Origin of the sequence: Actinomadura meridiana (assembly GCF_039537545.1) — a bacterium.
GTDB classification, from domain to species: domain Bacteria; phylum Actinomycetota; class Actinomycetes; order Streptosporangiales; family Streptosporangiaceae; genus Spirillospora; species Spirillospora meridiana.
In genome coordinates this window covers 707,464-727,639 of sequence record NZ_BAABAS010000005.1, presented here as the reverse complement: position 1 = coordinate 727,639, position 20,176 = coordinate 707,464, and the positions used below count along the sequence as shown (strand labels likewise).

20 protein-coding genes are annotated in these 20,176 nt (G+C 72.7%); 8 read left to right on the top strand and 12 right to left on the bottom strand.

Features of this window, described 5'->3' with window-relative positions:
• Positions 1–23: 23 nt before the first annotated feature.
• From aroC to ABD808_RS12600, 8 genes are all read right to left on the bottom strand, one after another.
• Positions 24–1,217, bottom strand: a complete 1,194-nt coding sequence (gene aroC, locus ABD808_RS12635; RefSeq protein ID WP_344894875.1) for a chorismate synthase — start codon at positions 1,215–1,217, stop codon at positions 24–26.
• An 81-nt stretch (positions 1,218–1,298) separates the two neighbouring features.
• Complete coding sequence (locus tag ABD808_RS12630; protein ID WP_344894872.1) at positions 1,299–1,994, bottom strand: SseB family protein; 696 nt, start codon at positions 1,992–1,994, stop codon at positions 1,299–1,301.
• Between the two features lie 71 nt (positions 1,995–2,065).
• On the bottom strand, positions 2,066–3,229 hold the full coding sequence (locus ABD808_RS12625; protein WP_344894869.1) for a pyridoxal phosphate-dependent aminotransferase: 1,164 nt from the start codon (positions 3,227–3,229) through the stop codon (positions 2,066–2,068).
• Between the two features lie 18 nt (positions 3,230–3,247).
• Positions 3,248–3,853, bottom strand: a complete 606-nt coding sequence (locus ABD808_RS12620; RefSeq protein WP_344894866.1) for a response regulator transcription factor — start codon at positions 3,851–3,853, stop codon at positions 3,248–3,250.
• A complete protein-coding gene (locus tag ABD808_RS12615; RefSeq protein ID WP_344894863.1) occupies positions 3,850–5,127 on the bottom strand; it encodes a sensor histidine kinase in 1,278 nt (425 codons plus the stop codon). Before ABD808_RS12615 ends, ABD808_RS12620 begins: the two co-directional genes overlap by 4 nt.
• 48 nt (positions 5,128–5,175) lie before the next feature.
• Positions 5,176–5,982 (bottom strand): ABC transporter permease, encoded by an 807-nt coding sequence (locus ABD808_RS12610; RefSeq protein WP_344894860.1) that lies wholly within the window; start codon positions 5,980–5,982, stop codon positions 5,176–5,178.
• The gene (locus tag ABD808_RS12605; protein WP_344894857.1) at positions 5,979–6,560 is read right to left on the bottom strand and encodes an AAA family ATPase; all 582 of its coding nucleotides are present in this window, start codon (positions 6,558–6,560) and stop codon (positions 5,979–5,981) included. Before ABD808_RS12605 ends, ABD808_RS12610 begins: the two co-directional genes overlap by 4 nt.
• Positions 6,561–6,662: 102 nt before the next feature.
• Positions 6,663–7,145, bottom strand: a complete 483-nt coding sequence (locus ABD808_RS12600) for an NAD(P)-dependent oxidoreductase (protein WP_344894854.1) — start codon at positions 7,143–7,145, stop codon at positions 6,663–6,665.
• Here ABD808_RS12600 and ABD808_RS12595 point away from each other — a divergent pair.
• A complete protein-coding gene (locus ABD808_RS12595) occupies positions 7,104–7,451 on the top strand; it encodes a hypothetical protein (RefSeq protein ID WP_344894851.1) in 348 nt (115 codons plus the stop codon). The genes ABD808_RS12600 and ABD808_RS12595 overlap by 42 nt on opposite strands.
• Here ABD808_RS12595 and ABD808_RS12590 read toward each other — a convergent pair.
• Entirely contained in the window at positions 7,448–8,839 is a 1,392-nt protein-coding gene (locus ABD808_RS12590; RefSeq protein ID WP_344894848.1) for an acyl-CoA synthetase, read from the bottom strand. The two genes, ABD808_RS12595 and ABD808_RS12590, sit on opposite strands and share 4 nt — an antisense overlap.
• Positions 8,840–8,879: 40 nt before the next feature.
• Here ABD808_RS12590 and ABD808_RS12585 point away from each other — a divergent pair, with 40 nt between their 5' ends.
• Complete coding sequence (locus tag ABD808_RS12585) at positions 8,880–9,470, top strand: uridine kinase family protein (protein ID WP_344894845.1); 591 nt, start codon at positions 8,880–8,882, stop codon at positions 9,468–9,470.
• Positions 9,471–9,849: 379 nt separating this feature from the next.
• Here the strand turns inward: ABD808_RS12585 and ABD808_RS12580 are convergent, their stop codons facing one another.
• The gene (locus tag ABD808_RS12580) at positions 9,850–10,323 is read right to left on the bottom strand and encodes a hypothetical protein (protein ID WP_344894842.1); all 474 of its coding nucleotides are present in this window, start codon (positions 10,321–10,323) and stop codon (positions 9,850–9,852) included.
• A 140-nt stretch (positions 10,324–10,463) separates the two neighbouring features.
• On the opposite strand from ABD808_RS12580, the gene ABD808_RS12575 reads away from it, so the two are divergent.
• Both ABD808_RS12575 and ABD808_RS12570 read left to right on the top strand, forming a co-directional pair.
• Positions 10,464–10,838 carry an FKBP-type peptidyl-prolyl cis-trans isomerase gene (locus ABD808_RS12575; RefSeq protein WP_344894840.1) on the top strand — a complete coding sequence of 125 codons (375 nt, stop codon included), beginning with the start codon at positions 10,464–10,466 and terminating at the stop codon, positions 10,836–10,838.
• A gap of 251 nt (positions 10,839–11,089) precedes the next feature.
• Complete coding sequence (locus ABD808_RS12570) at positions 11,090–11,938, top strand: polysaccharide deacetylase family protein (protein WP_344894838.1); 849 nt, start codon at positions 11,090–11,092, stop codon at positions 11,936–11,938.
• Between the two features lie 115 nt (positions 11,939–12,053).
• On the opposite strand, the gene ABD808_RS12565 is transcribed toward ABD808_RS12570, so the two are convergent.
• Both ABD808_RS12565 and ABD808_RS12560 read right to left on the bottom strand, forming a co-directional pair.
• Positions 12,054–13,502: a uracil-xanthine permease family protein gene (locus ABD808_RS12565; protein ID WP_344894835.1), complete on the bottom strand. Its 1,449-nt coding sequence runs from the start codon at positions 13,500–13,502 to the stop codon at positions 12,054–12,056.
• A 55-nt stretch (positions 13,503–13,557) separates the two neighbouring features.
• Complete coding sequence (locus tag ABD808_RS12560) at positions 13,558–15,324, bottom strand: PucR family transcriptional regulator (RefSeq protein ID WP_344894832.1); 1,767 nt, start codon at positions 15,322–15,324, stop codon at positions 13,558–13,560.
• 284 nt (positions 15,325–15,608) lie between these two features.
• Between ABD808_RS12560 and ABD808_RS12555 the strand changes: the two genes are divergently transcribed.
• From ABD808_RS12555 to ABD808_RS12540, 4 genes are read left to right on the top strand one after another with little or no spacing between them, the layout of a single operon-like run.
• Complete coding sequence (locus ABD808_RS12555; RefSeq protein ID WP_344894829.1) at positions 15,609–16,601, top strand: oxamate carbamoyltransferase subunit AllH family protein; 993 nt, start codon at positions 15,609–15,611, stop codon at positions 16,599–16,601.
• Positions 16,598–17,785, top strand: a complete 1,188-nt coding sequence (locus ABD808_RS12550) for an AllF/FdrA family protein (protein WP_344894825.1) — start codon at positions 16,598–16,600, stop codon at positions 17,783–17,785. The genes ABD808_RS12555 and ABD808_RS12550 overlap by 4 nt, the downstream gene beginning before the upstream one ends.
• A gap of 2 nt (positions 17,786–17,787) precedes the next feature.
• Positions 17,788–19,212, top strand: a complete 1,425-nt coding sequence (locus tag ABD808_RS12545; protein ID WP_344894821.1) for a YlbE family protein — start codon at positions 17,788–17,790, stop codon at positions 19,210–19,212.
• A 28-nt stretch (positions 19,213–19,240) separates the two neighbouring features.
• Positions 19,241–20,149, top strand: a complete 909-nt coding sequence (locus tag ABD808_RS12540; protein WP_344894817.1) for an aldose 1-epimerase family protein — start codon at positions 19,241–19,243, stop codon at positions 20,147–20,149.
• The last annotated feature ends 27 nt before the right edge of the window (positions 20,150–20,176 follow it).

The window sequence follows — 20,176 nt, the reverse complement described above, 5'->3', positions numbered from 1 at the left end:
CTCGTTCCCTTGACGAACAGCGTTCACTTGACGGTCAGCGAGGACAGGTATCCCCGCACGTTGCGGGCGGTCTCCTCCGCGGAGTCGCCGCCGAACTTCTCCAGCGCCGCGTCCGCGAGGACGAGCGCGACCATCGCCTCCGCGACGACCCCGGCGGCGGGCACGGCGGTGACGTCGCTGCGCTGGTTGATGGCCTTGGCGGGCTCGCCGGTCCGCACGTCGATGGTGTCGAGCCGACGCGGCACGGTCGAGATCGGCTTCATCGCGGCACGGACCCGCAGCGCCTCGCCGGTCGTCATGCCGCCCTCGACGCCGCCCGCGCGGTTCGTCCGCCGCCGGACGCCGTCCGGGGTGGCGTCGATCTCGTCGTGGGCGCGCGAGCCGGGGCGCCGCGCGGTGGTGAACCCGTCGCCGAGCTCCACCCCCTTGATCGCCTGGATGCCCATCAGCGCGCCCGCGAGCCGGGAGTCGAGCCGCCGGTCCCAGTGGACGTGGCTGCCGAGCCCCGGCGGGAGCCCGTAGGCGAGGACCTCCACGACGCCGCCGAGCGTGTCCCCGGCCCTCTTCATGTCGTCGACGTGCGCGACCATCGCGGCGGACGCGGCCTCGTCGAAGCAGCGCACCGGGCTCTCGTCCACCCGCGCCAGGTCGCCCGGCTCGGGCAGGACGTCCACCGGCGCCTCGACCTCGCCGAGCGCGATCACGTGGCTCAGCACGTCCACGCCGAGGACCTGCTTGAGGAACGCCTTGGCGACGGTGCCGAGCGCGACCCGCGCCGCCGTCTCCCGCGCGCTCGCCCGCTCCAGGACGGGCCGCGCGTCGTCGAAGCCGTACTTCTGGATGCCGACGAGGTCGGCGTGCCCGGGACGCGGCTGCGACAGCGGCGCGTTTCTCCCACTCTGCCCCCGGCTCAGCGCCTCCAGCACGGCGGCGTCGACGGGGTCGGCGGACATCACCGTCTCCCACTTGGGCCACTCGGTGTTGCCGACCTCGATCGCGACCGGCCCGCCCTGCGTCGTCCCGTGCCGGACGCCGCCGACGATCGTGACCTTGTCCTGCTCGAACTTCATCCGGGCGCCCCGGCCGTGGCCGAGGCGGCGGCGCCGCAGCTCCTCGGCGATGTCCCCGGACGTCACGTGGACACCGGCCGGCAGCCCCTCCACGATCGCGGTCAGGGCAGGTCCATGGGACTCCCCCGCGGTCAACCAGCGCAGCATGCCCTGAATCCTATTGAGTCCGGGCCGCGAAGCGAAAAGGCGCCCTGCCGTAGGACGTGGGTTGGTCGGCGGCGGCGCCGGTCAGGTGCGGCGCGTCACGCTCAGCTCGACGCCGCCGACGATCCGGCCGCGCAGCAGTTCGGCGAGCCGGTCCGACACCCGCTGGACGGTGCGGCGCTCGTCGTGGCCGTCGACGACCGCGAACCGGACGGCCAGCTCGGTGGACTCCCCCGCGCTGACCCGGACCCCGCTGACCGCCTCGTCGGAGCCGAACGCGGCCTCGACGGCGGCGAGGACGTCGGGGTCCTCGTGCGGGAGCGGGACGGGGCCGCCCTCGGCCAGCAGCTGCAACCGCATCCCGTCCACGGCGAACGGGACGGGGCCCGCGACGTCCACGACCAGGGCGTCGGCGCCCTCGTCCAGGGCGGCGCGGCACGCCTCCCCGGCGCGGACCGCGACGGGTCGCGCGTCGGCCCGCCACGCCCGCATCGTCTCCACGCAGGTGAAGCCGAGCACGCCGCGCCGCCCGTCGTCGCCGAGCAGGGTGGGCAACGCCATGTCGCTCGACTTCTCCCGGCGGAGCCCACCGGGAGAGGTCTCCTCCTCGGTGAGGACGGCGACGATCGGCACCAGCAACCGCGTGTCCCGCAGTCGCCGCAGCACCACGTGCGTACCGACGCGGCCGGCCGCGTACCCGGTGAGGGCCTCGCACAACCGGGGGTCGGCGCTTCCGTCGTCCCCGGGGAACTGCGGTTCGGGAATGGTCAGTCCGGACACGGCAGGAAGGCTATAACGTCCGGCGACCACCACGGGCCACAATTACATTACTCTCCGTGTCGCCCGGTACCTCAGCGGAGGCGGGCGAGGCGCTCCACGGCCTCGTCGATGACCTCGTCCTTCTTGCAGAACGCGAACCGGACGAAGTGCGCGCCCGTCTCGGCGTTGTCGTAGAACACCTGCGTCGGGATCGCGACGACGCCCGCCTTCTCCGGCAGCGCCCGCGCCAGCTCGATCCCGTCGGTGAACCCGAGCGGCCGGATGTCGACCTGCACGAAGTACGTGCCCTGCGGCCGGTACGCGACGAACCCGGCGGCCTCCAGCCCGGTCACGAGCCGGTCGCGCTTGGCCTGGAGCGACTTGCGCAGCTCCTCGACCCACTGGGCCTCGTTGGCGAGCGCGTACGCGACGGCCCGCTGGTAGGGGGCGCTGACGGTGAACGTGAGGAACTGCTTCACCGTCTGCACGGCCCGGACGTAGGGGGCGGGCGCGGTGACCCAGCCGGTCTTCCAGCCGGTGACGGAGAACGACTTGCCAGCGGACGAGATCGACACCGTCCGCTCGCGCATCCCGTCGAGAGTGGCGAGGGGGATGTGCTCGGCGTCGTCGAACGTCAGGTACTCGTAGACCTCGTCGGTGATCGCGACGAGGTCGTGCTCGCGGCACACGGCCGCGATGGTCTCCAGCTCGGCGCGGGTGAACACGGTGCCCGCCGGGTTGTGCGGCGAGTTCACCAGGATCGCCCGCGTCCGGGGCCCGACCGCCGCGCGCAGCTCGTCGGGGTCGAACGTGAACCGTCCCTCCACCGGACGCAGCGTGACGGGCCTGCGCACCGCCCCGGCCAGCGCGATCACGGCGGCATAAGAGTCGTAGTAGGGCTCGAAGACGAGCACCTCGTCGCCGGGCTCCACCAGCGCCAGCACGGCCGACGCGATGCCCTCGGTGGCCCCCACGGTCACGAACACCTCGGTCGCCGGGTCGTACGAGAGCCCGTACCGCTCCAGCCGCTGCGCCGCGACCGCCTCCCGCAACTCCGGCAACCCGGGCCCCGGCGGATACTGGTTCGCGCCCGACCGGATGGCCTCGATCGCCGCGTCCAGGACCCCCTGCGCGGGCCCGGAGTCGGGAAAGCCCTGGCCTAGGTTGATGGACCCGGTCCGGACGGCCAACGCGGACATCTCCGCGAAGATCGTCTCGCCGAATTCCCGCATGCGATCAACGAGGGGCTCAGTCACGCCGACCAGACTACGGCGTCAGATCCAGCCCATTTCCTTCGCGGTGCGGGCCGCGGCGACGCGGGTCGTGGCGCCGAGTTTGGTCATGGCGGTGGAGAGGTAGTTGCGGACGGTGCCCTCCGACAGGTGCAGCTGTGTCGCGATGCGGGCGGTCTCCGTGCCGGTGCCGGTGAGGCGGAGGATCTCGCGTTCGCGGTCGGTGAGGGGGTTGTCGCCCGCGGCCATGGCGCTGGCGGCGAGTTCGGCGTCCAGGTAGCGGCCGCCGCCGTGGACCTTGCGGATGGCGGCGGCCAGTTCCTGCGTTGGGGCGTCCTTGGCGACGAAGCCGCGGACGCCCGACGCCATGGCGCGGCGCAGGTATCCGGGACGGCCGAAGCTGGTCAGGATGCAGATCGAGCAGCGGGCTCCGGACGCGCTCAGCCGTTCGGCGACGGTGAGGCCGTCCATGCCGGGCATCTCGATGTCGAGGACGGCGACGTCCGGGTCGTGCGCGGCGACCGCGGCGGGGACCTCGTCGCCGCGGCCGACCTCGGCGACGACCTCCAGGTCGGGTTCCAGGCCGAGCAACGCGGCGACGGCGCCGCGGATGAGGTGCTCGTCGTCGGCCAGCAGGACGCGGATCACGCGCTCCTCCCGGCCGGGACCTCCGCCACGGTTTCGGGCGCGGTGCCGGGCACGCTCTCGGCGAGGCCGGGCGGTGGGAGCGGGACGGCCGCGCGCAGGAGGAAGGCGTCGCGGCCGTGGCGTCCGGACGTGATCTCGCCGCCCAGGACGGCGACCCGTTCGGCGAGACCGGTGAGGCCGGAGCCGCCGGTGTCTCCGCCGCTCTCGACCTGCCCGTCGCGGACGCCGTCGTTGCGCATCTCCAGGACCACCGACCCGTCGAACGGCGTGAGCGTCACGGCGCAGCGCCGCGCCTCGCTGTGTTTGATCACGTTGGTGGTGCCCTCCCGGATGACCCAGGCCAGCACCGAGCGGACCTCGGACGGCAGCGCGTCCGGCAGGTCCCCGATCTCGCAGCGGATCCCGGCGGCCTCCAGCACGGCGCGGGCCCCGGCCAACTCGGCGTCCAACTCCACGGCGCGGTATCCGCTGACGGCGGAGCGCACCTCGCGCAGCGCCTCCCGGGCGGTGCGCCGGACGTCGGCCATCTCGGCGCCCGCGCGGTCGGGGTCGGTGCTCGCCATCCGCATGGCCAGCTCGCTCTTCACCGCGATGAGCGACAGGCTGTGGCCAAGCAGGTCGTGCAGGTCGCGGGAGAAGCGGAGCCGCTCCTCGGTGACCGCGAGACGGGCGAGGGCGTCGCGGGCGGCGTGGGTCTCCTGGTGCATGTCCCACATGCGGCGCTGGTACAGGCTGACGTACACGACGACGCCGCAGATCGCGACATAGAGCGCGAGCATCATCGGCAGGAGGCCGTACCAGGGCAGGTCGCCGTCCGGGAAGAGGCGTTTCGCGGCGAAGGTCGTGACGATCGCGCAGAACGTCCCGGTGCCGAAGCACAGACCGACCAGTTGCCTGCGGCTGAGCGGCGACAGCACGACCGCGGACAGCCAGAAGATCGGGACGATGTTGAACAGCGGGTTCGCCAGGATCATCAGGCTCAGCGCGGCCGCCACGGCACCGCTGAGCACGAAGTCGCGGCGGGACGCCCCGCCCTCCAGGCCCGTCCGGACGAGCCGCGCGTAACACCAGGTCAGCAGAGCGAAACCCACGACCGCCGCGACGACGATGGGGATGCCGATCCGGTCGTCGGCGTAGGCGGCGGCGAGCCCGGCGATGCCCGGCGCGAGGAATCCCGCGGCGGCGCACAGGAACGAGCGGTACGTGACCCGCCGGTAGCGTTCCAGCCTGCGGGTGTCGCGGGCTTCGAGGTCCGCCGTCGTCGCGACCGTCATGTGCCGTTTCCTCCTCGTCCCGCACTGTAACCCGTGGCGCGCGGCCGATCAGGCATGCCGGGGCTCCCAGCGGAACCAGCGGGTGGCGAGCCCGCGGCCGAGCGCGCCCCAGAAGACGAGGACGCAGAACGACGACAGGCACGTCCGCCACCCCTCCAGGATCCCGACGGACGGGTGCGCGCCGTGGTCGTAGAAGTCCTGGCCGAAGTAGCCGGTCCTGGTGATCTCCACGACGGGGCTGAGGGGGACGAACCGGCAGATCTGCTCCAGCCATCCCGGCAGGCCGTCCAGCGGGAACATGACCCCGGCGCCGAGCAGGCAGCCGAACATGACCGGCAGGACGACGAGCTGCGCCAGTTCGGCGTTCGGGGTGATGCCGGACACCGCGAACGCCAGCGTCGCGAAGACGGCGACGCCGCCCGCGAGCCCGGCCAGGACCAGCACCGGGTCGGCGGGGAACCGGCCGCCGAGGACGACGCCGAGGACGACCAGCAGCGCCAGCGTCTGGACGGCGTACATCGCGGCCGCGGTGCCGACGCTGCCGCCGGTGATCTGCGCGTCCGTCAGCGCGGTGCCGCGCAGCCGTTTGAGGGTGCGGTCCTCGCGGCGGGCGGTGAACACGGTGACAAGGTTCATGAACACCGCGAACAGAAGGAAGAAGCCGAGGTGGCCGGTGCCCTGGAACAGCGCGCCGTCCACGCCGCCGATGTCGGTGCCCCGCATCGGGACGAGCATCCCGGCGAACAGCACGGGCAGGCCGAACACGGTGAACACGGCCGTCCTGTTGCGCCACAGCAGCGTGAGGTCGAGCCGGGCGACGCGGAGCATGGGCGTCAGGTTCATCGGCAGGTTCATCGGGTGGCTCCTTCGGCGGTGCGGAGGAAGACGTCTTCGAGGGACGCGCCGCGCGCCTCCAGGCCGTCCAGCCGGACGTGCTCGTCGTCGGCCCAGCGCAGCAGGTCGTACAGGGCGGCCTGGAGCCCGGGGCCGGTGACGGTGTAGGTGGCGACGGCGCGGCCACCGTCCACGGAGATGTCGGCGGGGACGACGCGCAGGTTCGGCAGGTCGGCGGCCTGGAGGTCGCCGGGGAGGCGGAAGCCGATGCGGTCGCCGTGCCCGGCGACGACGTCGGCGACGGTCCCTGACGTCTCGATCCGGCCCCGGTGCAGGATCGCGAGCCGGTCGGCGAGGTGCTCGGCCTCCTCCAGGTAGTGGGTGGTCAGCAGGACGGTGGTGCCGTCGGCGACCAGGTCCCGGACGATCGTCCAGGTGGCGCGGCGGGCCTCGGGGTCCATGCCGGTGGTGGGCTCGTCCAGGAACAGGACGGCGGGACGCCCGAGCAGCGCGAGCGCGAGGTCGAGGCGGCGTTTCTGGCCGCCGGACAGTTGCCGCACCCGCACCCCGGCCTTGTCGGCGAGCCCGGCGATGTCCATGCGTCCAGCGTCGCGATCGGGCGGGCGCGCGGGTAGAAGCGCGTGTCACCGGTTCCGGCGGCGCCTGTCAGCGGATCGGCGTGACAGGTGTCATGCGGGTGCTCAGCCCGCGACGGAGACGACGTGCCCGATGGTGGACGGGTCGGCCGCCGCGTCGAGAAGTGCGGCGGCGAGGGCGGAGCGGGTGATCGACACGCCGCCGAGGACGTTGCGGTCGACGGCCTTGCGGTAGCCGGTCTTGCCGGTGCCGTCGGTGAGACGGGGCGGGCGGACGATCGTCCAGCCGAGCCCGGAGTCGCGTGTGACGCGCTCGGCGACCCGCATGTCGTCGAAGGCGTGCTTCAGGACGCGCTGCAGGATCGGCTTGGCGACGAACCGGGTGACCGGGTCGTCGCCGCGTCCCGAGTGGAGCCCGGACGCGCTGACCAGCACGAACCGCTCCGTCCCCGCCGCGAACATGGCGGCCGTGATGGCGCGCGTGCCGTCCTGGCAGACGCGCGTGGGGACGCGGCCCTCGCGGGAGCCGAGCGCGGAGATGACGGCGTGGCGCCCCTTGACGGTCTCCTCGATGGCGTCGGCGTCCATGACGTCCGCCTGGACTCGGCGGCGGCGCAGCCCCGGCTGATGCGAGCGGCCCGCGACTCGCTCCGCAAGTACGGCGCCGGGCCGCACGAACCGGTCGCCGCGCTCACCCGCTACCTGGACGCCGAACGCGACCTCGGCCGCATCCTGGCGGACGCCGACACCGCAGCCGTCGCCGCCCTGCTGATGGGCACCTGCTTCCAGCAGGGGTTCCTGCGCTACTTCTCCGTGGGCTCCGACGGACCTGCCCCGGAGGAGTCGGCGGCGCGGGAGTTCGTCCGGCCCGTCCTGGCCGAGCTGCTCCCCTAGGCCGGTTCGCCCAGACGGGTCTTGACGACCTTGCCCATCGCGTTGCGCGGCAGCGCGTCGACCAGGTGCACCACGCGGGGGCGCTTGTGGACCGACAGCCGCTCGGCGACGAACTCGATGAGCTGCGGTTCCGCGACCCCGTCCGCGACGACATAGGCGGTGACCTGCTCGCCGAGATCGTCGTGCCGGGTGCCGACGACGGCGGCCTCCCGGACGCCCGGGTGCGCGAGCAGCGCGTTCTCGACCTCGCCCGCGCCGATCCGGTAGCCGCCGCTCTTGATCAGGTCGGTGGACGCGCGGCCGACGATCCGGTGCCACCCGGCCTGCCCGATGGTCGCGATGTCGCCGGTGCGGAACCAACCGCCGTCCGCGAACGACGCCGCGGTCGCCTCGGGACGGTTGAGATACCCCTGGAACAGCAGCGGCGCCCGGACGTGCAGCTCACCGGGCGTCTCGCCGTCCACCGGCCCGGGACCGCCGTCCTCGGCGACCAGCCGGGTCTCCACGCCGGGCAGCGGCAGGCCGACGTATCCGGGCCGCCGGTCGCCGTCCGCGCGGGCGCTGACCGTGATGAGCGTCTCGGTCATGCCGTACCGCTCGACCGGCCGATGCCCAGTGAGCGCGACAAGCCGCTCGAACACGGGCACAGGAAGGGGCGCGCTACCGGACACCAACAACCGCGCCCCACGAAGAGCCCGCGCTGCACCCGCGTCCGCCACCACCCGCGACCACACAGTCGGGACCCCGAAGAACAAAGACCCGCCACCCTCAGCCGCCGCCGCATACCCGTCCGGCTTCGCACGCCCTGTATGAACAAGCGGCGACCCAACCCGCAACGCCCCGAGCACCCCAAGCACAAGTCCATGCACATGAAACAGCGGCAACCCATGAACGAGAACGTCATCGGCCGTCCACGCCCAGGCCTCGGCAAGCGCGTCCAACCCAGCCGCGATCGCACCCCGTGAAACGAGCACACCCTTCGGCGCCCCGGTCGTCCCGCTCGTATAAAGAATCAGCGCCGTGGCATCCGCCGAAACCTCACCCCGAAAACTCCGCCCCCGAGGCACTCCGTCCACCGGAACCAGAGGCGGCTCCTTCTGCCGCCCCCCACCACTAACCCCGAGCAACAAACTCGCACCGGAATCACCAAGAATATGGGCGCGCTCGTCAGGCCCAGAATCCGGCGGCAACGGCACAACAGGAACGCCCGCGAGCAGACCCCCCACAACAGCGACCACAGTCTCCATCGACGCGGTCGCCTGCACCGCAACGACATCGGCGCCCCGGATCTCCGCCGCGACAGCCGACGCCCAGTCGAACAACTCCTCACGAGGCAGTTCCCGTCCCGCGACCCGCACCGGCCCGCCCGCCGCACCGAGCAGATCCATCGTTGGCCCCTCTCCCTGTGGTCCTGGAAGTATGCCGTCCGTGCCGGACACCACCGCGACCTACCCCGCGCTCGCCACGCGCCTGCTCACACTGCCCCCGTCCTGCGGCCCGGCACGCCTCATCGCGGTGGACGGCCCGAGCGGCGCCGGAAAATCAACCTTCACCACCTACCTGGCCGCCGCCCTGGTCGGAGCACCCATCATCCGCTCCGACGATTTCCGCGTCCCCTGGGACGCAGAAATCCTCACCTGGTGGAAACCACTCCAGGAAACCGTCCTGACCCCACTCGGCGAAGGCCGCCCCGCCCACCTCCGCCGCTACGACTGGCACCACGACCGCTACGCCCTCGAAGAAGAAATCCCACCCGCACCACTCATCATCATCGAAGGCGTAGGCGCCGCCTGGACGGGCTCACCCGCCGCCTACCGCATCTGGATCGACGCCCCACTCCCCCTCCGCCGCGCCCGAGCCCTCGACCGCGACGGCCCCGAATACGCCACCGCCTGGGAAACCTGGACAACCCGCGAACAAGCCCACTTCACCACCGACGCCACCCGCACCCACGCCAACCTCCACATAAACGGCACAACCTTCACCCCCCACCACTTCACCACCCTCTACCCGGGTTGACGGACAGCCCTGGGGTAGCCCGAATCAGCTGTCGGTGTCCTTGGGGTGGCGAGGCGAGGCGAGGCGTAGATGACCCACACGACGCGGGCATCGTCGTCGATGACGTAGCGCACGCGGCCTCCGCTGGTGACCTCGTACTCCCACTGCTCCAGCTCGTGGCCGTTGTGGCGGCGAGTGGCGAGGTCACCGCGGAGCCGATGCTGCCGTTGTGGTGGCGCGGGAGCGCGGCTCGCTTCGGAGGATCTCGAAGCATCGCCGGGTGTTGGCCAGAGCGAGGCGGCACAGATCTTCCCAACCGCGCACCGCCTCGCTTGTTCCGAAGCGCAGATCCCATTCGTCGGTTGGAGGGGGACGGTGACCCGGTCGCCTCGTTTGGGGCTCATGGATTGACTTCGACCGGGCCGAAGTCACCGCTGGTGGGCCGCGTCGCGTCCGCGTGTTGCTGCGGGTCCGCCTTGATGCGCGCGGTGGCGCGCCATCCGATGATGACCTCGTGGATCGACACGTCCAGGTCGAGCTCCGCCGCGTCCGAGAGCGCCTCGACGAGTTCCACGGTGAACGCGCGGACTTCGGAGACGCTGAGGTGACGGACCCAGGGAAAGACGTCGGGCATGGCGAGCAGCAGATCGCGGGCGCCCTCGTCCTGCTTCATGAGCGCCATGAAGAGCCGTGAGGCTGTGGCCAGTGTTTCGTCACGCTGCTCTTCACGGTCGGCGGCCGTGAGATAGAAGTCCGGCGCGTCACGATGGGTCACGCGTACCCGTCCCAGCCTCGACGCCCGCTCCGCGACGGCGCGGGGGTTGCGGGACAGGTCAGAGAAGGTGACCGAGTCCGGACGGGTCGTGGTGCTCATAGCCGCAGAATATCAGATCTTATTCTGAAGTACTCGGGTGGACCGCCGTCGTGCTCAGTGTCGACGGTCTGCCATGGGTGTGTGGGGGTGGGGGCTAGGCTGGGCGGTTCCGTATTCGACGAGAGCGATGGAGCCTCTTCATGGCGCTGGAACGCCCCGAGATCGACTTCCCCGAGGGACAGCCGCCCACGTACCTCGACATCACCGACATCACCGAGGGCGACGGCGCCGAGGCCGCCAAGGGCTCGAAGGTGTCGATGCACTATGTCGGCGTGTCGTGGTCGACCGGGGAGGAGTTCGACGCCTCCTGGAACCGGGGTGAGACGTTCGACTTCGACCTCGGCGGCGGGCGCGTCATCAAGGGGTGGGACATGGGGATCGTCGGGATGAAGGTCGGGGGGCGGCGCAAGCTCGTCATCCCGGCGCACCTCGCCTACGGCGACCGGAGCCCGAGCCCGGCCATCAAGCCCGGCGAGACGCTCATCTTCGTCGTCGACCTAGTCGCGGTCAACTGAGCACTCGGACGCGCGGGTCCTGTTCGCTTCGGCGGGTGGGGGCCGCGCGTTCCGCTTGGGTGGGGTCTTCGGGGACGACGGCGTTGCCCGAAAGGGCAGTACACGCCGACGAACGGGCAGATGCGCACGTCCGATAGCGATAAATGATCAGATATGTCCGGCAGGTTCCCGCCGGACGCGAACTCCCCTCGTCACCGGCGCGTCAACCGATGCGACACTCCCGGTCGACAAGTGAACGGAGTACGCGGCACATGCGAGGTAAGACGCCCGTGATCACCATGGTCGCCGCCGGTGTGGTCGGCGTGGCCGCGGGCGGCTGGCCCGTCCTGACCGCGCAGGCGGGTGACTCGGGACCGTCCATGCGGACGCAGCTCGCCTCCGTCCTGGGCGACCAGGCGTGGGAGAAACCGAAACCCGGCTCCTGGACGATGCCAAAACCGGACAAAGACGGGCTTCCCCCCACGATCAGCCGCATCGAGACGCAGGATCGGGTCGTCTTCCTCACCATCGACGACGGCTACACCTACGACTCCGAGTTCGTGAACCTCGTCCGCAAGAACAAGGTCCCCATCATGACGTTCCTGACGTCGACCTACATCCGAGGCCAAGGACAGTACTTCTGGGCCATGCGCAACGCGGGGTCTCCCATGGAGAACCACACCGTTGACCATCCCAACATGGCGTCGCTCGGGGCCGACGCGCAGAAGCGGCAGATCTGTGACGCTTCCGACAGGATCGAGAAGCAGTACGGGCGGCGGCCCGAGGTCTTCCGTCCGCCGTTCGGGAGTTTCAACCACACGACGCGGCAGGTCGCGAAGGAGTGCGGCATCAAGTCGCTGCTGTTGTGGTCGGCGGAGTTCTACAACGGGACGACCGGGCCCGGGGTCGGGTTCAACGGTTTCGCGCGCGGGGACGGCGGCAAGGGCTTCAAGCCCGGGGACATCATCCTGATGCACTACCGCAAGGGTCTGGCCGGTCAGTTCCAGACCATGCTGGGCTGGATCAGGCAGGCCGGGTTCCGGCCCGCCGCCGTCCAGAACTACCTGCCGCGCTCCCTTGGCGGGACGGTGCCCGACCAGCCGGAACCGTCGCACGGGTGAAACCCGACCTTCCCGGAGGAATCACGGTTACGCGGAGCGCTGACCTTCTCTTTTATTAGGGTCAACACGCTGGCGGGGTTGAGGTCCCCCGCTACCCGAGCCGACCCCGCCAGCCTCAACTTCCGTCGGCGTTCGACGGCCGGACGGGGCCGCCGATCTCCCGTTCCGCCGGGGCGATGACGCCGCCGCCCGCGCCGTCCGGCCGCCGGAGCGCGTTCAGCAGGTGGTAGCCGAGCAGGACGGCGACGGTGCCGAGCGCGATGCCCTGCAACGGGAAGTCGTCGGTGATGTCCAGTGTCACGTTCCCGACGGCGAGGATGATCCCGGCCGCGACCGGGACGAGGTTGACGGGGTCGCCGAAGTCCACCCGGTTCTCGATCCAGATCTTGGCGCCGAGCAGCCCGATCATCCCGTACAGCACGACGGTGATGCCGCCGAGGACGCCGCCGGGCGTCGCGGCGACGAGCGCGCCGAACTTCGGGCACAGCCCGAACAGGACCGCGACGACCGCCGCGACGTAGTACGCGGCGGTCGAGTAGATGCGGGTGGCGGCCATGACGCCGATGTTCTCGGCGTAGGTGGTGGTGGGCGATCCGCCGACCGCGGTGGCGAGGACGGTGCCGATCCCGTCGGCGGTGATGGCGCGGCCGAGGACGGGGTCGAGGTCGTCGCCGGTCATCGCGGCGACGGCCTTGACGTGCCCGGTGTTCTCCGCGATCAGCGCGATGACGGGCGGCAGCGCCAGCAGGATCGCCGAGGTCGTGAAGTCGGGGCCGTGCAGGCTCGGGAACCCGAACCAGTCGGCCGCGTCGACGCCCCCGAAGTCGATCCGGTCGTGCGGGAACGCTGTCGCGACGCAGTAGGTCCCCTCTGTGGGGCAGGGTTTGCCCGCCGCGTTCAGGAGGTTCTGACCGGGCAGGACGGAGGTGACCTTGCCCGCGGTGCTGTCCAGCAGCCATGACAGGACAAACCCGAAGACGAGCGCGAGCAGCACCGCGATCCGCGACCAGAATCCGCGCGGCAGCACCGTGCAGAACACCGCGAACCCGAGCGTGGCGAGCGCGACCCACTGGTCCTGCGGCCAGTAGACGGTCGCGACCACCGGGGCCAGGTTGAACCCGATCAGCATCACGACCGCGCCCGTCACGACCGGTGGGAACACCCGGTGGACGACGTCGCCGCCGACGACGTGGACGAGCACACCGACCACCGTCAGCACGGCGCCCGCGACGAGGATCGCGCCGGTCACCGTCGCGGTGTCGCCGCCCGCCGCGCGGATCGCGGCGACCGCGCCCACGAACGAGGCGCTGCTGCCGAGGTAGCTCGGGACGCGGCCGCCGACGATCAGCAGGAACAGGATCGTCGCGACCCCGGACATCATGATCGCCAGGTTGGGGTCCAGGCCCATCACGACGGGGAACACGAACGTCGCGCCGAACATCGCCACCACGTGCTGGGCGCCGATGCCCGCGGTGCGCGGCCAGGACAGCCGCTCGCCCGGCGGGACGACCTCGCCCGGCGGCGGCGTCCGGCCGTCGCCGTGCAGCTTCCAGCCGAACACCATCGGACCCGCCTCTCACCGTCCCGTACGCCGCGTCACCGGGACGGTGAGACTACCCTCAGATCCCGCGCATGCGCAGCACGTGAAGGGCGAGGGTGAGGTTGAGCCGCAGGTGCGCGTCCTCGGTGAACGCCCCGAGCATCCTTTCCAGCTTCCCGATCCGGTAGCGAAGCGTGTTGTAGTGGAAGTGGAGTCGGCGGGCGGTCTCGGCGACGTTGAGGTTGGTCTCCAGCAGCACCTGGAGGGTGCGCCGGAGGTCGACCAGTTCCGGTTCGTCGTCGGAGGCGAGGTCGCCGAGCGTCTCGCGGACGAAGGCGTGCAGTTCCTCCGGGTCGGACACCAGGCTCAGCAGCCGGTACACGCCGAGCTGGTCGAAGTGCGCCCGCGCGCCCGCGCCGTTGAGCTGCCGCCCGACGCGCACGGCCTTGACGGCCTGCTCGTACGCCTCGGGTAGCGCGGCCGGGGACGTCACCGTCCGGCTGATGCCGGTGGAGAACGTCCGCCGCACGGGCAGATGCTCGGCGAAGATCGACGACGCCTCCTTCAGCATCGCCTGGACGGGACCGTCCGCCAGCTCGGCGGAGTCGGTGCCGTCCGCGCCGATGACCGCGACGACCTCGTGCGCGAAGCTCGCGACGGCCGCGCCCCGGTCGTGGCGGCGGACCGCCGACATCCAGGCCGCGGCGAGGCGTTCCTGCGCCGTGCGTTCCTCGGCGCCCCGGCCGCCGCGGGTGCCGCCGTCGGGTTCGGCTCCCCGCACGCGGCCCTTCCCGTCCGTTTCGGGGACGGACGGGTTGCCGCGCGGGCGGCCGTCGAGTTCGGCGACGACCACCATGACGGGACGGTCGAGATCCCAGCCGAATCCCGCGCAGTGGGCGATGACACGGTCGTCGTCGCCCGCGCGTCCCGCGAGGATGTCGCGGAGGAAGTCGGCACGGTACTTGCTCTCGACGGCGGCGACCGCCTGCTGCTTGGTCACCACGAGCGCGGCGACGGTCGCGGCGCGTTCCAGGATGCCGAGATCGGTGCCGCGCAGAGCGCCGCCGGGGCTGAACGCGATGATGCGGCCGTGGTCGAAGCCGCCCGCCATCACGGGCACGACCAGGTGGTCGCCGGTGCCGTGGGCGCCGATGATGCCGCAGCCGCCGCGCCCGCAGGCCGCGTGCCGGCCCGCGTCGAAGCCGCGCATGGCCTGCACGTGCTCGTCCGGCCCGGCGGCGGCCAGCACCCGCTGTTCGCCGTCCACGACGACGACGGCGACGTCGAGCAGGGACGCGACCTCGTCCACGACCTCCTTGAGGCCGCCGCCGCACAGCACGATCTGGACGAGCGCGCGGTGCACCTCCTCGGTGCGGGCGAGCACGGACGCTTGGCGGTTGAGGATGTCTGTCAGGACCTGGTTCAGGATGTCGTCGAAGCCGACGTCGTTGGGGAGCAGTATCAGCGGGAATCCGCGCCGGTCGGCTTGCGCGATCATCTCCGCGGGGAGCGAGTCGAGATAGCGACCGAGCTTGATCGCCAATGCGGCGAGGCCGCGGTCGTCGAGATCGGCGACCAGGTTGTCGAGCGACTGGGGGGTGTTGCGGAGGGGGTAGCCGGTCGTCAGGAGCAGTTCGTTCGGCTTCACCCACGACAGGACGTCGGGGACCTCCATCACGTTGAGGCGCTGGACGACGCGCTCGAGTCCGGCGCGGCCCGCGATGAGGCGGGCGCCGTTCAGGGTGCTGACGCCCAGAACCTCACCGACGGACAGGCCGTAGGTCAGCGTTCCGGTGCTGGCGAGCCTGAGGGCCGGTGGGCCCGGGTCCGCTGTGGTGTAACTCATGCCAGGGGTCACCTCGCCTTTTGGTGCGTACATCGCCTGTTACGGCGTGATCGCTACCGGTTCCTGATCAACAGTGACAACTCAGACGAACGATGACAAGCATCCTTGGCAGCTTTCTCCATACGTCCGATGGAGAGGCCGTTCTACCGTCTCGGCAGAGGCCGGGCCGTCCATGCGCCGGATGGCAACCGAGGCCGGCCCGGAGGTGCGATGACCGCGGCGACGCGAGGTTCGTCGCACCTGTCGCGGGGGCTGGGGGTCGCCCCCCAGAAAGGTGGAGCGCCGTGACCGCACTCGTCCGCGAACCGATCCCGCTCCCGGCTCGTCCCGGACGGAGGCCGCCCGCCGCGGGGGCCGCGAGCCTGGCGCTGCGGCCGGTGCTCGATCCGCCGCGCCGGTCCGCACGCGTCATCGCCGTGTTCCCGTCGGCCCTGTACCTGGAGCTGCGGGGCGGGCCCGAGCCGCGGGTGCTCGCCGTCGTCACGTCCGACGCGCACCGGCTGCCGAACGCGGTGGTGGTCGTCCCGGCGCGCCGGGAGCAGCCGTTCCGCGGGATCGGCGAGGGCGGTGAGGCGTGGGTCGGGGACGGCCGTGTGGAGGCGGGTCCGCTGAGCGTGCGCGTCCGCCGCTGGTGGGACCCGTCGCCGACGCTCGGCCGGATGCGGCCGTCCGCGCTCGCCGACGGCGTCCGGGACCTGGAGGCGGCGCTGGCCGACGCGGGGATGACGGGCGGCGGCCTCGGCGACCACCCGGACCCCGCCGTCCTCGCCGACCGCTGCGCCGCCGGTGACCTGGCGGGCGCCGTGGAGGCGGCCGAACGGATCGTGGGCCTCGGCCCCGGCCTGACGCCGAGCGGCGACGACATCCTGTGCGGGCTGCTGGTGTCGCTGCGGCTGGTCGGCGACGCCGTCCTCCAGCACGGCGAGACCGCGTACCTCCTGCGGGGGGACGACCCCCCGCGCCCCCCGGTTCGCTCCGCTCATGGGTCTGTCTGGATGGCCGACTGGTTGGGTGCCGCCGTCACCGCCGACGCGAGCACCAGGACGACGGCGCTGGCCGCCACGCTGCTGCACTGCGCGGCGGCGGGCGGGGCGTGCGCCGAGGTCACGTCCGTGCTGCGCTGCGTGGTTGGTGGTGAGGCACCGGACGCGGCCGTCCGCCGCCTGCTGGCGGTGGGTCACACGTCGGGCACCGACCTGGCCCACGGCGTCCTCGCGGGTTGCCGCGCCGCGCTGTCCCTCACGGCGGGGCGGGACGCCCCGAGGGCGACTGCGTGAGCGACCGGGACGAGGCGCGGCGGCGCGACCGTCGCGATCCGGGGTCGCGGCGGCCGGATGTGGCCGCGTTCGCGGCACCGCCCCGGACGACGGGCGCGGCGGCGGTCCGCACCGGCGGCGCCGCGACCGTCGCGCTGCTGTCGCTGCCGGGTCCGCATGTGCTGCCCGAGGCGATGGACGCGCTGGCCGCCGGGCTCAACGTCATGATCGTCAGCGCCGACGTGCCGCTCGACCAGGAGATCGCGTTGAAGGAGGCGGCGGCGCGGCGCGGCCTGATCGTGATGGGCCCCGGCTGCCGGACGGCCGTCGTCGGCGGCGCGGCTCTCGGGGTCGCCAACGCGGTGCGTCCCGGCCCGGTCGGGGTCGTCGCGGCGTCCGGGACGGGCGCGCAGCAGCTGATGTGCCTGCTGGACGTGGCTGGCGTGGGCGTCCGGCACGTCCTCGGCGTCGGTGCCCGGGACCTGTCGGCACGGGTCAGCGGCCGGTCGACGCTGGCGGCGCTCGCGGCACTGGACGCCGATCCCGGCACCGAGCTGATCGCGCTGGTGTCCGGGCCGCCCGCGCCGCGCGTCGCGGACCTGATCCGGGAGGCGGCGCGCCGGCTGGACACGCCAGTGGTGTTCGCGACCGGCGAGGACGACTTCACGACGGCGGCGGAGAAGGTGCTGAAGTCGCTGCACCGGACGGTCCCCGAATGGCCGCGCTGGACGGCGGCACGGCGCCCGCGTCCCGCCGCCGGGTCGGCGCTGCGCGGGCTGTTCGCGGGCGGGGCCCTCCGCGACGAGGCCGAGCTGATCGCGTGCGACGCCCTCGGCCCCGACCTGGCGGAACGCGGCCACCGGTTCACCGGCTTCGACGACGTCGTCCGCGCCCGCCCTGACCCGGCGCCGCGGGTGGAGGCCGTCCGGGCGGAGGCGTCCGACCCCGCGTGCGGTGTGCTGTTACTCGACGTGGTGCTCGGCCACGGCGCCGACCCCGACCCGGCGGCCTCCCTCGCCCCGGCCATCGCGGACGCGGTGCGCGACCGCGACGACTTGGCCGTCGTCGTGTCGCTGTGCGGCACGCGTGCCGACCCGCAGGACCGTGATCGGCAGGCGGCGGCGCTGCGCGACGCGGGCGCCGACGTGTTCGTCTCCAACGCCCAGGCGGCCCGGCACGCCCTGACGAGATCCGAGGGGCTGTGACCGTGGCCGACCGTGCGCGTCCACTCGGCGGGTTGCTCGCCCGCGACCCCGTCGTGGTCACCGCCGGGGAGGGCGTCTTCGCCGACGCGCTCGCGGCGCAGGGCGTGCCGGTGCGGCCGGTCGACTGGCGGCCGCCGCCCAGCGAGACCGAGGCGGCGCTCACCGCCGTCCTGAGCGACCCGGGCCACGTGGACGCCAACGCCCGCGCGGTGGAGCGCCTGGTCACGGCCCGTCCGCAGCTGGTGGACGTGCGGCCCGCCCGAGACGTCCTCGACCTGGACGCCGGAACGTTTCTGCATGCGGGCCCACCCCTGGACTGGGAACGCGCGTCCGGCCCGATGCGCGGCGCGCTCATCGGCGCGATGCTCCTCGAAGGGCTCGCGGAGACGCCGCTCGGCGCCGAACACGCGCTGGAACGCGGCGCCGCGACGCTCGAATCGTGCCACGCGCACGCCACGGTCGGGCCGATGGCGGGGGTCGTCAGCCCGTCCATGTGGATGCTGGTCGTGGAGGACGCCGAGTACGGCGGCACCGCGTACTGCCCACTCAACGAGGGCCTCGGGAAGGTCCTGCGGTTCGGGTCGTACGGGCCGGACGTGATCGACCGGCTGGACTGGATGGGCGAGGTCCTCGGCCCCGTCCTCCAGGCGGCGGTGCGGACCCGCGGGCCGCTGGACCTGACGGCGCTCATCGCGGAGGCGCTGCGGATGGGCGACGAGCTGCACGGCCGGAACCGGGCGGCGACGTCGCTGCTGCTGCGCGAGCTGGCGCCCGCCCTGCTCGCCGCCGAGGACGTCCCGCGCGACCGGGCCGCGGCGGCGCTGCGGTTCACGGCGGGCAACGACCAGTTCTTCCTGAACGTGGGCATGGCGGCGGCGAAGGCGTGCGCGGACGCGGCGCGGAACGTCCCCGGCTCCAGCCTGGTCGTCGCGATGGCCGCCAACGGCACGGACTTCGGCGTCCAGGTGTCGGGGACGGGCGACCGCTGGTTCACCGTGCCCGCGAGCGTCCCCGAGGGGCGCTACCTGGGCGGGCACGGCCCGGACGACGCCAACCCCGACCTCGGCGACGCGGCGATCGTCGAGACGGCCGGGATGGGCGGGTTCGCGCTCGCCGCCGCGCCAGCGGTCGTCCGGTCCGTCGGCGGCGACGTCCCGGGCGCCCTCGCCGCCACCCACCGGATGTACGAGATCACGCTCGCCGAGCATCCGCTGCTCCAGATCCCGCTGCTGTCGTTCCGCGGCACCCCGGTCGGCGTGGACGTCGCCCGCGTCGTCCGCACCGGGATCCCGCCGGTCATCGACACCGGCATCGCCGGACGCGCGGCCGGGACGGGCCAGGTCGGCGCCGGGCTGGTCGAGCCGCCCCGGGCCGTCTTCACCGCCGCCCTCACCGCCCTCGCCGAGATCGAACAGGGGCGCGGATAGGCGGCGCGGGCGCGGGTACCGTCCGGCCATGAGCGAGTCGATCACCGGGGAGCAGTACGCCCTGGCCGCGGGCCCGTACCAGGCCGTCGTCACCGAGGCGGGCGCGGGCCTGCGCGAGCTGACCCACGACGGTCGGCCGGTGGTGCTGTCGTACGGCGCCGACGAGCCCGCGCCCGCCGCGTTCGGGCAGTTGCTGATCCCGTGGCCGAACCGGGTCGACCGCGGCCGCTACGAGTACGGCGGCGCCGCGCACCAGCTCGACGTGTCCGAGCCGGAGCGGGACTGCGCGATCCACGGGCTGGTCCGGTGGGCGCCGTGGCGGGCCGCCGAGCAGCACCCCGACCGGGTGCGGCTGGCGCACCGGCTCCTCGGCTCGGCCGGGTACCCGTTCCGGCTCGACCTGGCGGCCGAGTACGTCCTGGACGCGGCGGACGGCCTGCGCGTCCGCGTCACCGCCCGGAACACGGGCACGGAACCCGCCCCGTACGGTCACGGCACGCACCCCTACCTCACGGTCGGGCAGCCCATCGACTCCTGCGCGGTCACGCTCGGCGCCGACCGCTACCTGCCGGTGGACGCGCGGAAGATCCCGTCCGGGCCGTCGCTCGACGTCACCGGCACGAAGTACGACCTGCGGCAGGGCCCGCTGCTCAGCGACCGCCGGATCGACAACGCCTTCACGGACCTGAACCGCGACGGCGACGGCCGCGCGTGGGTCGTCCTGTCCGGCGGGTCCCGTACCGTCCGGTTCTGGGCGGACGAGACGCACCCCTGGATGGAGATCTACACCGCCGACGACACCCCGCACCCCCGCGCGGGCCTCGGCGTCGAACCGATGACGTGCCCGCCGAACGCGTTCGCGTCCGGGGAGGGCGTCACTGTCCTCGAACCGGGCGCCGAGGTCACCGGATCCTGGGGAATCGAGGCCGTGACCTGAGCCGCCACGGGTTCCCCAACCGGCGGG

Bases quoted from the DNA above. Each gene is read 5' to 3' on its own strand.
- ABD808_RS12575 (WP_344894840.1), top strand. From the start codon at position 10,464: ATGGCGCTGGAACGCCCCGAGATCGACTTCCCCGAGGGACAGCCGCCC.
- ABD808_RS12615 (WP_344894863.1), bottom strand. From the start codon at position 5,127: ATGACGGTCGCGACGACGGCGGACCTCGAAGCCCGCGACACCCGCAGG.
- ABD808_RS12580 (WP_344894842.1), bottom strand. From the start codon at position 10,323: ATGAGCACCACGACCCGTCCGGACTCGGTCACCTTCTCTGACCTGTCC.
- ABD808_RS12540 (WP_344894817.1), top strand. From the start codon at position 19,241: ATGAGCGAGTCGATCACCGGGGAGCAGTACGCCCTGGCCGCGGGCCCG.
- ABD808_RS12600 (WP_344894854.1), bottom strand. From the start codon at position 7,145: ATGGACGCCGACGCCATCGAGGAGACCGTCAAGGGGCGCCACGCCGTC.
- ABD808_RS12610 (WP_344894860.1), bottom strand. From the start codon at position 5,982: ATGAACCTGCCGATGAACCTGACGCCCATGCTCCGCGTCGCCCGGCTC.
- ABD808_RS12560 (WP_344894832.1), bottom strand. From the start codon at position 15,324: ATGAGTTACACCACAGCGGACCCGGGCCCACCGGCCCTCAGGCTCGCC.
- ABD808_RS12570 (WP_344894838.1), top strand. From the start codon at position 11,090: ATGCGAGGTAAGACGCCCGTGATCACCATGGTCGCCGCCGGTGTGGTC.
- ABD808_RS12565 (WP_344894835.1), bottom strand. From the start codon at position 13,502: ATGGTGTTCGGCTGGAAGCTGCACGGCGACGGCCGGACGCCGCCGCCG.
- aroC (WP_344894875.1), bottom strand. From the start codon at position 1,217: ATGCTGCGCTGGTTGACCGCGGGGGAGTCCCATGGACCTGCCCTGACC.
- ABD808_RS12590 (WP_344894848.1), bottom strand. From the start codon at position 8,839: ATGGATCTGCTCGGTGCGGCGGGCGGGCCGGTGCGGGTCGCGGGACGG.
- ABD808_RS12605 (WP_344894857.1), bottom strand. From the start codon at position 6,560: ATGGACATCGCCGGGCTCGCCGACAAGGCCGGGGTGCGGGTGCGGCAA.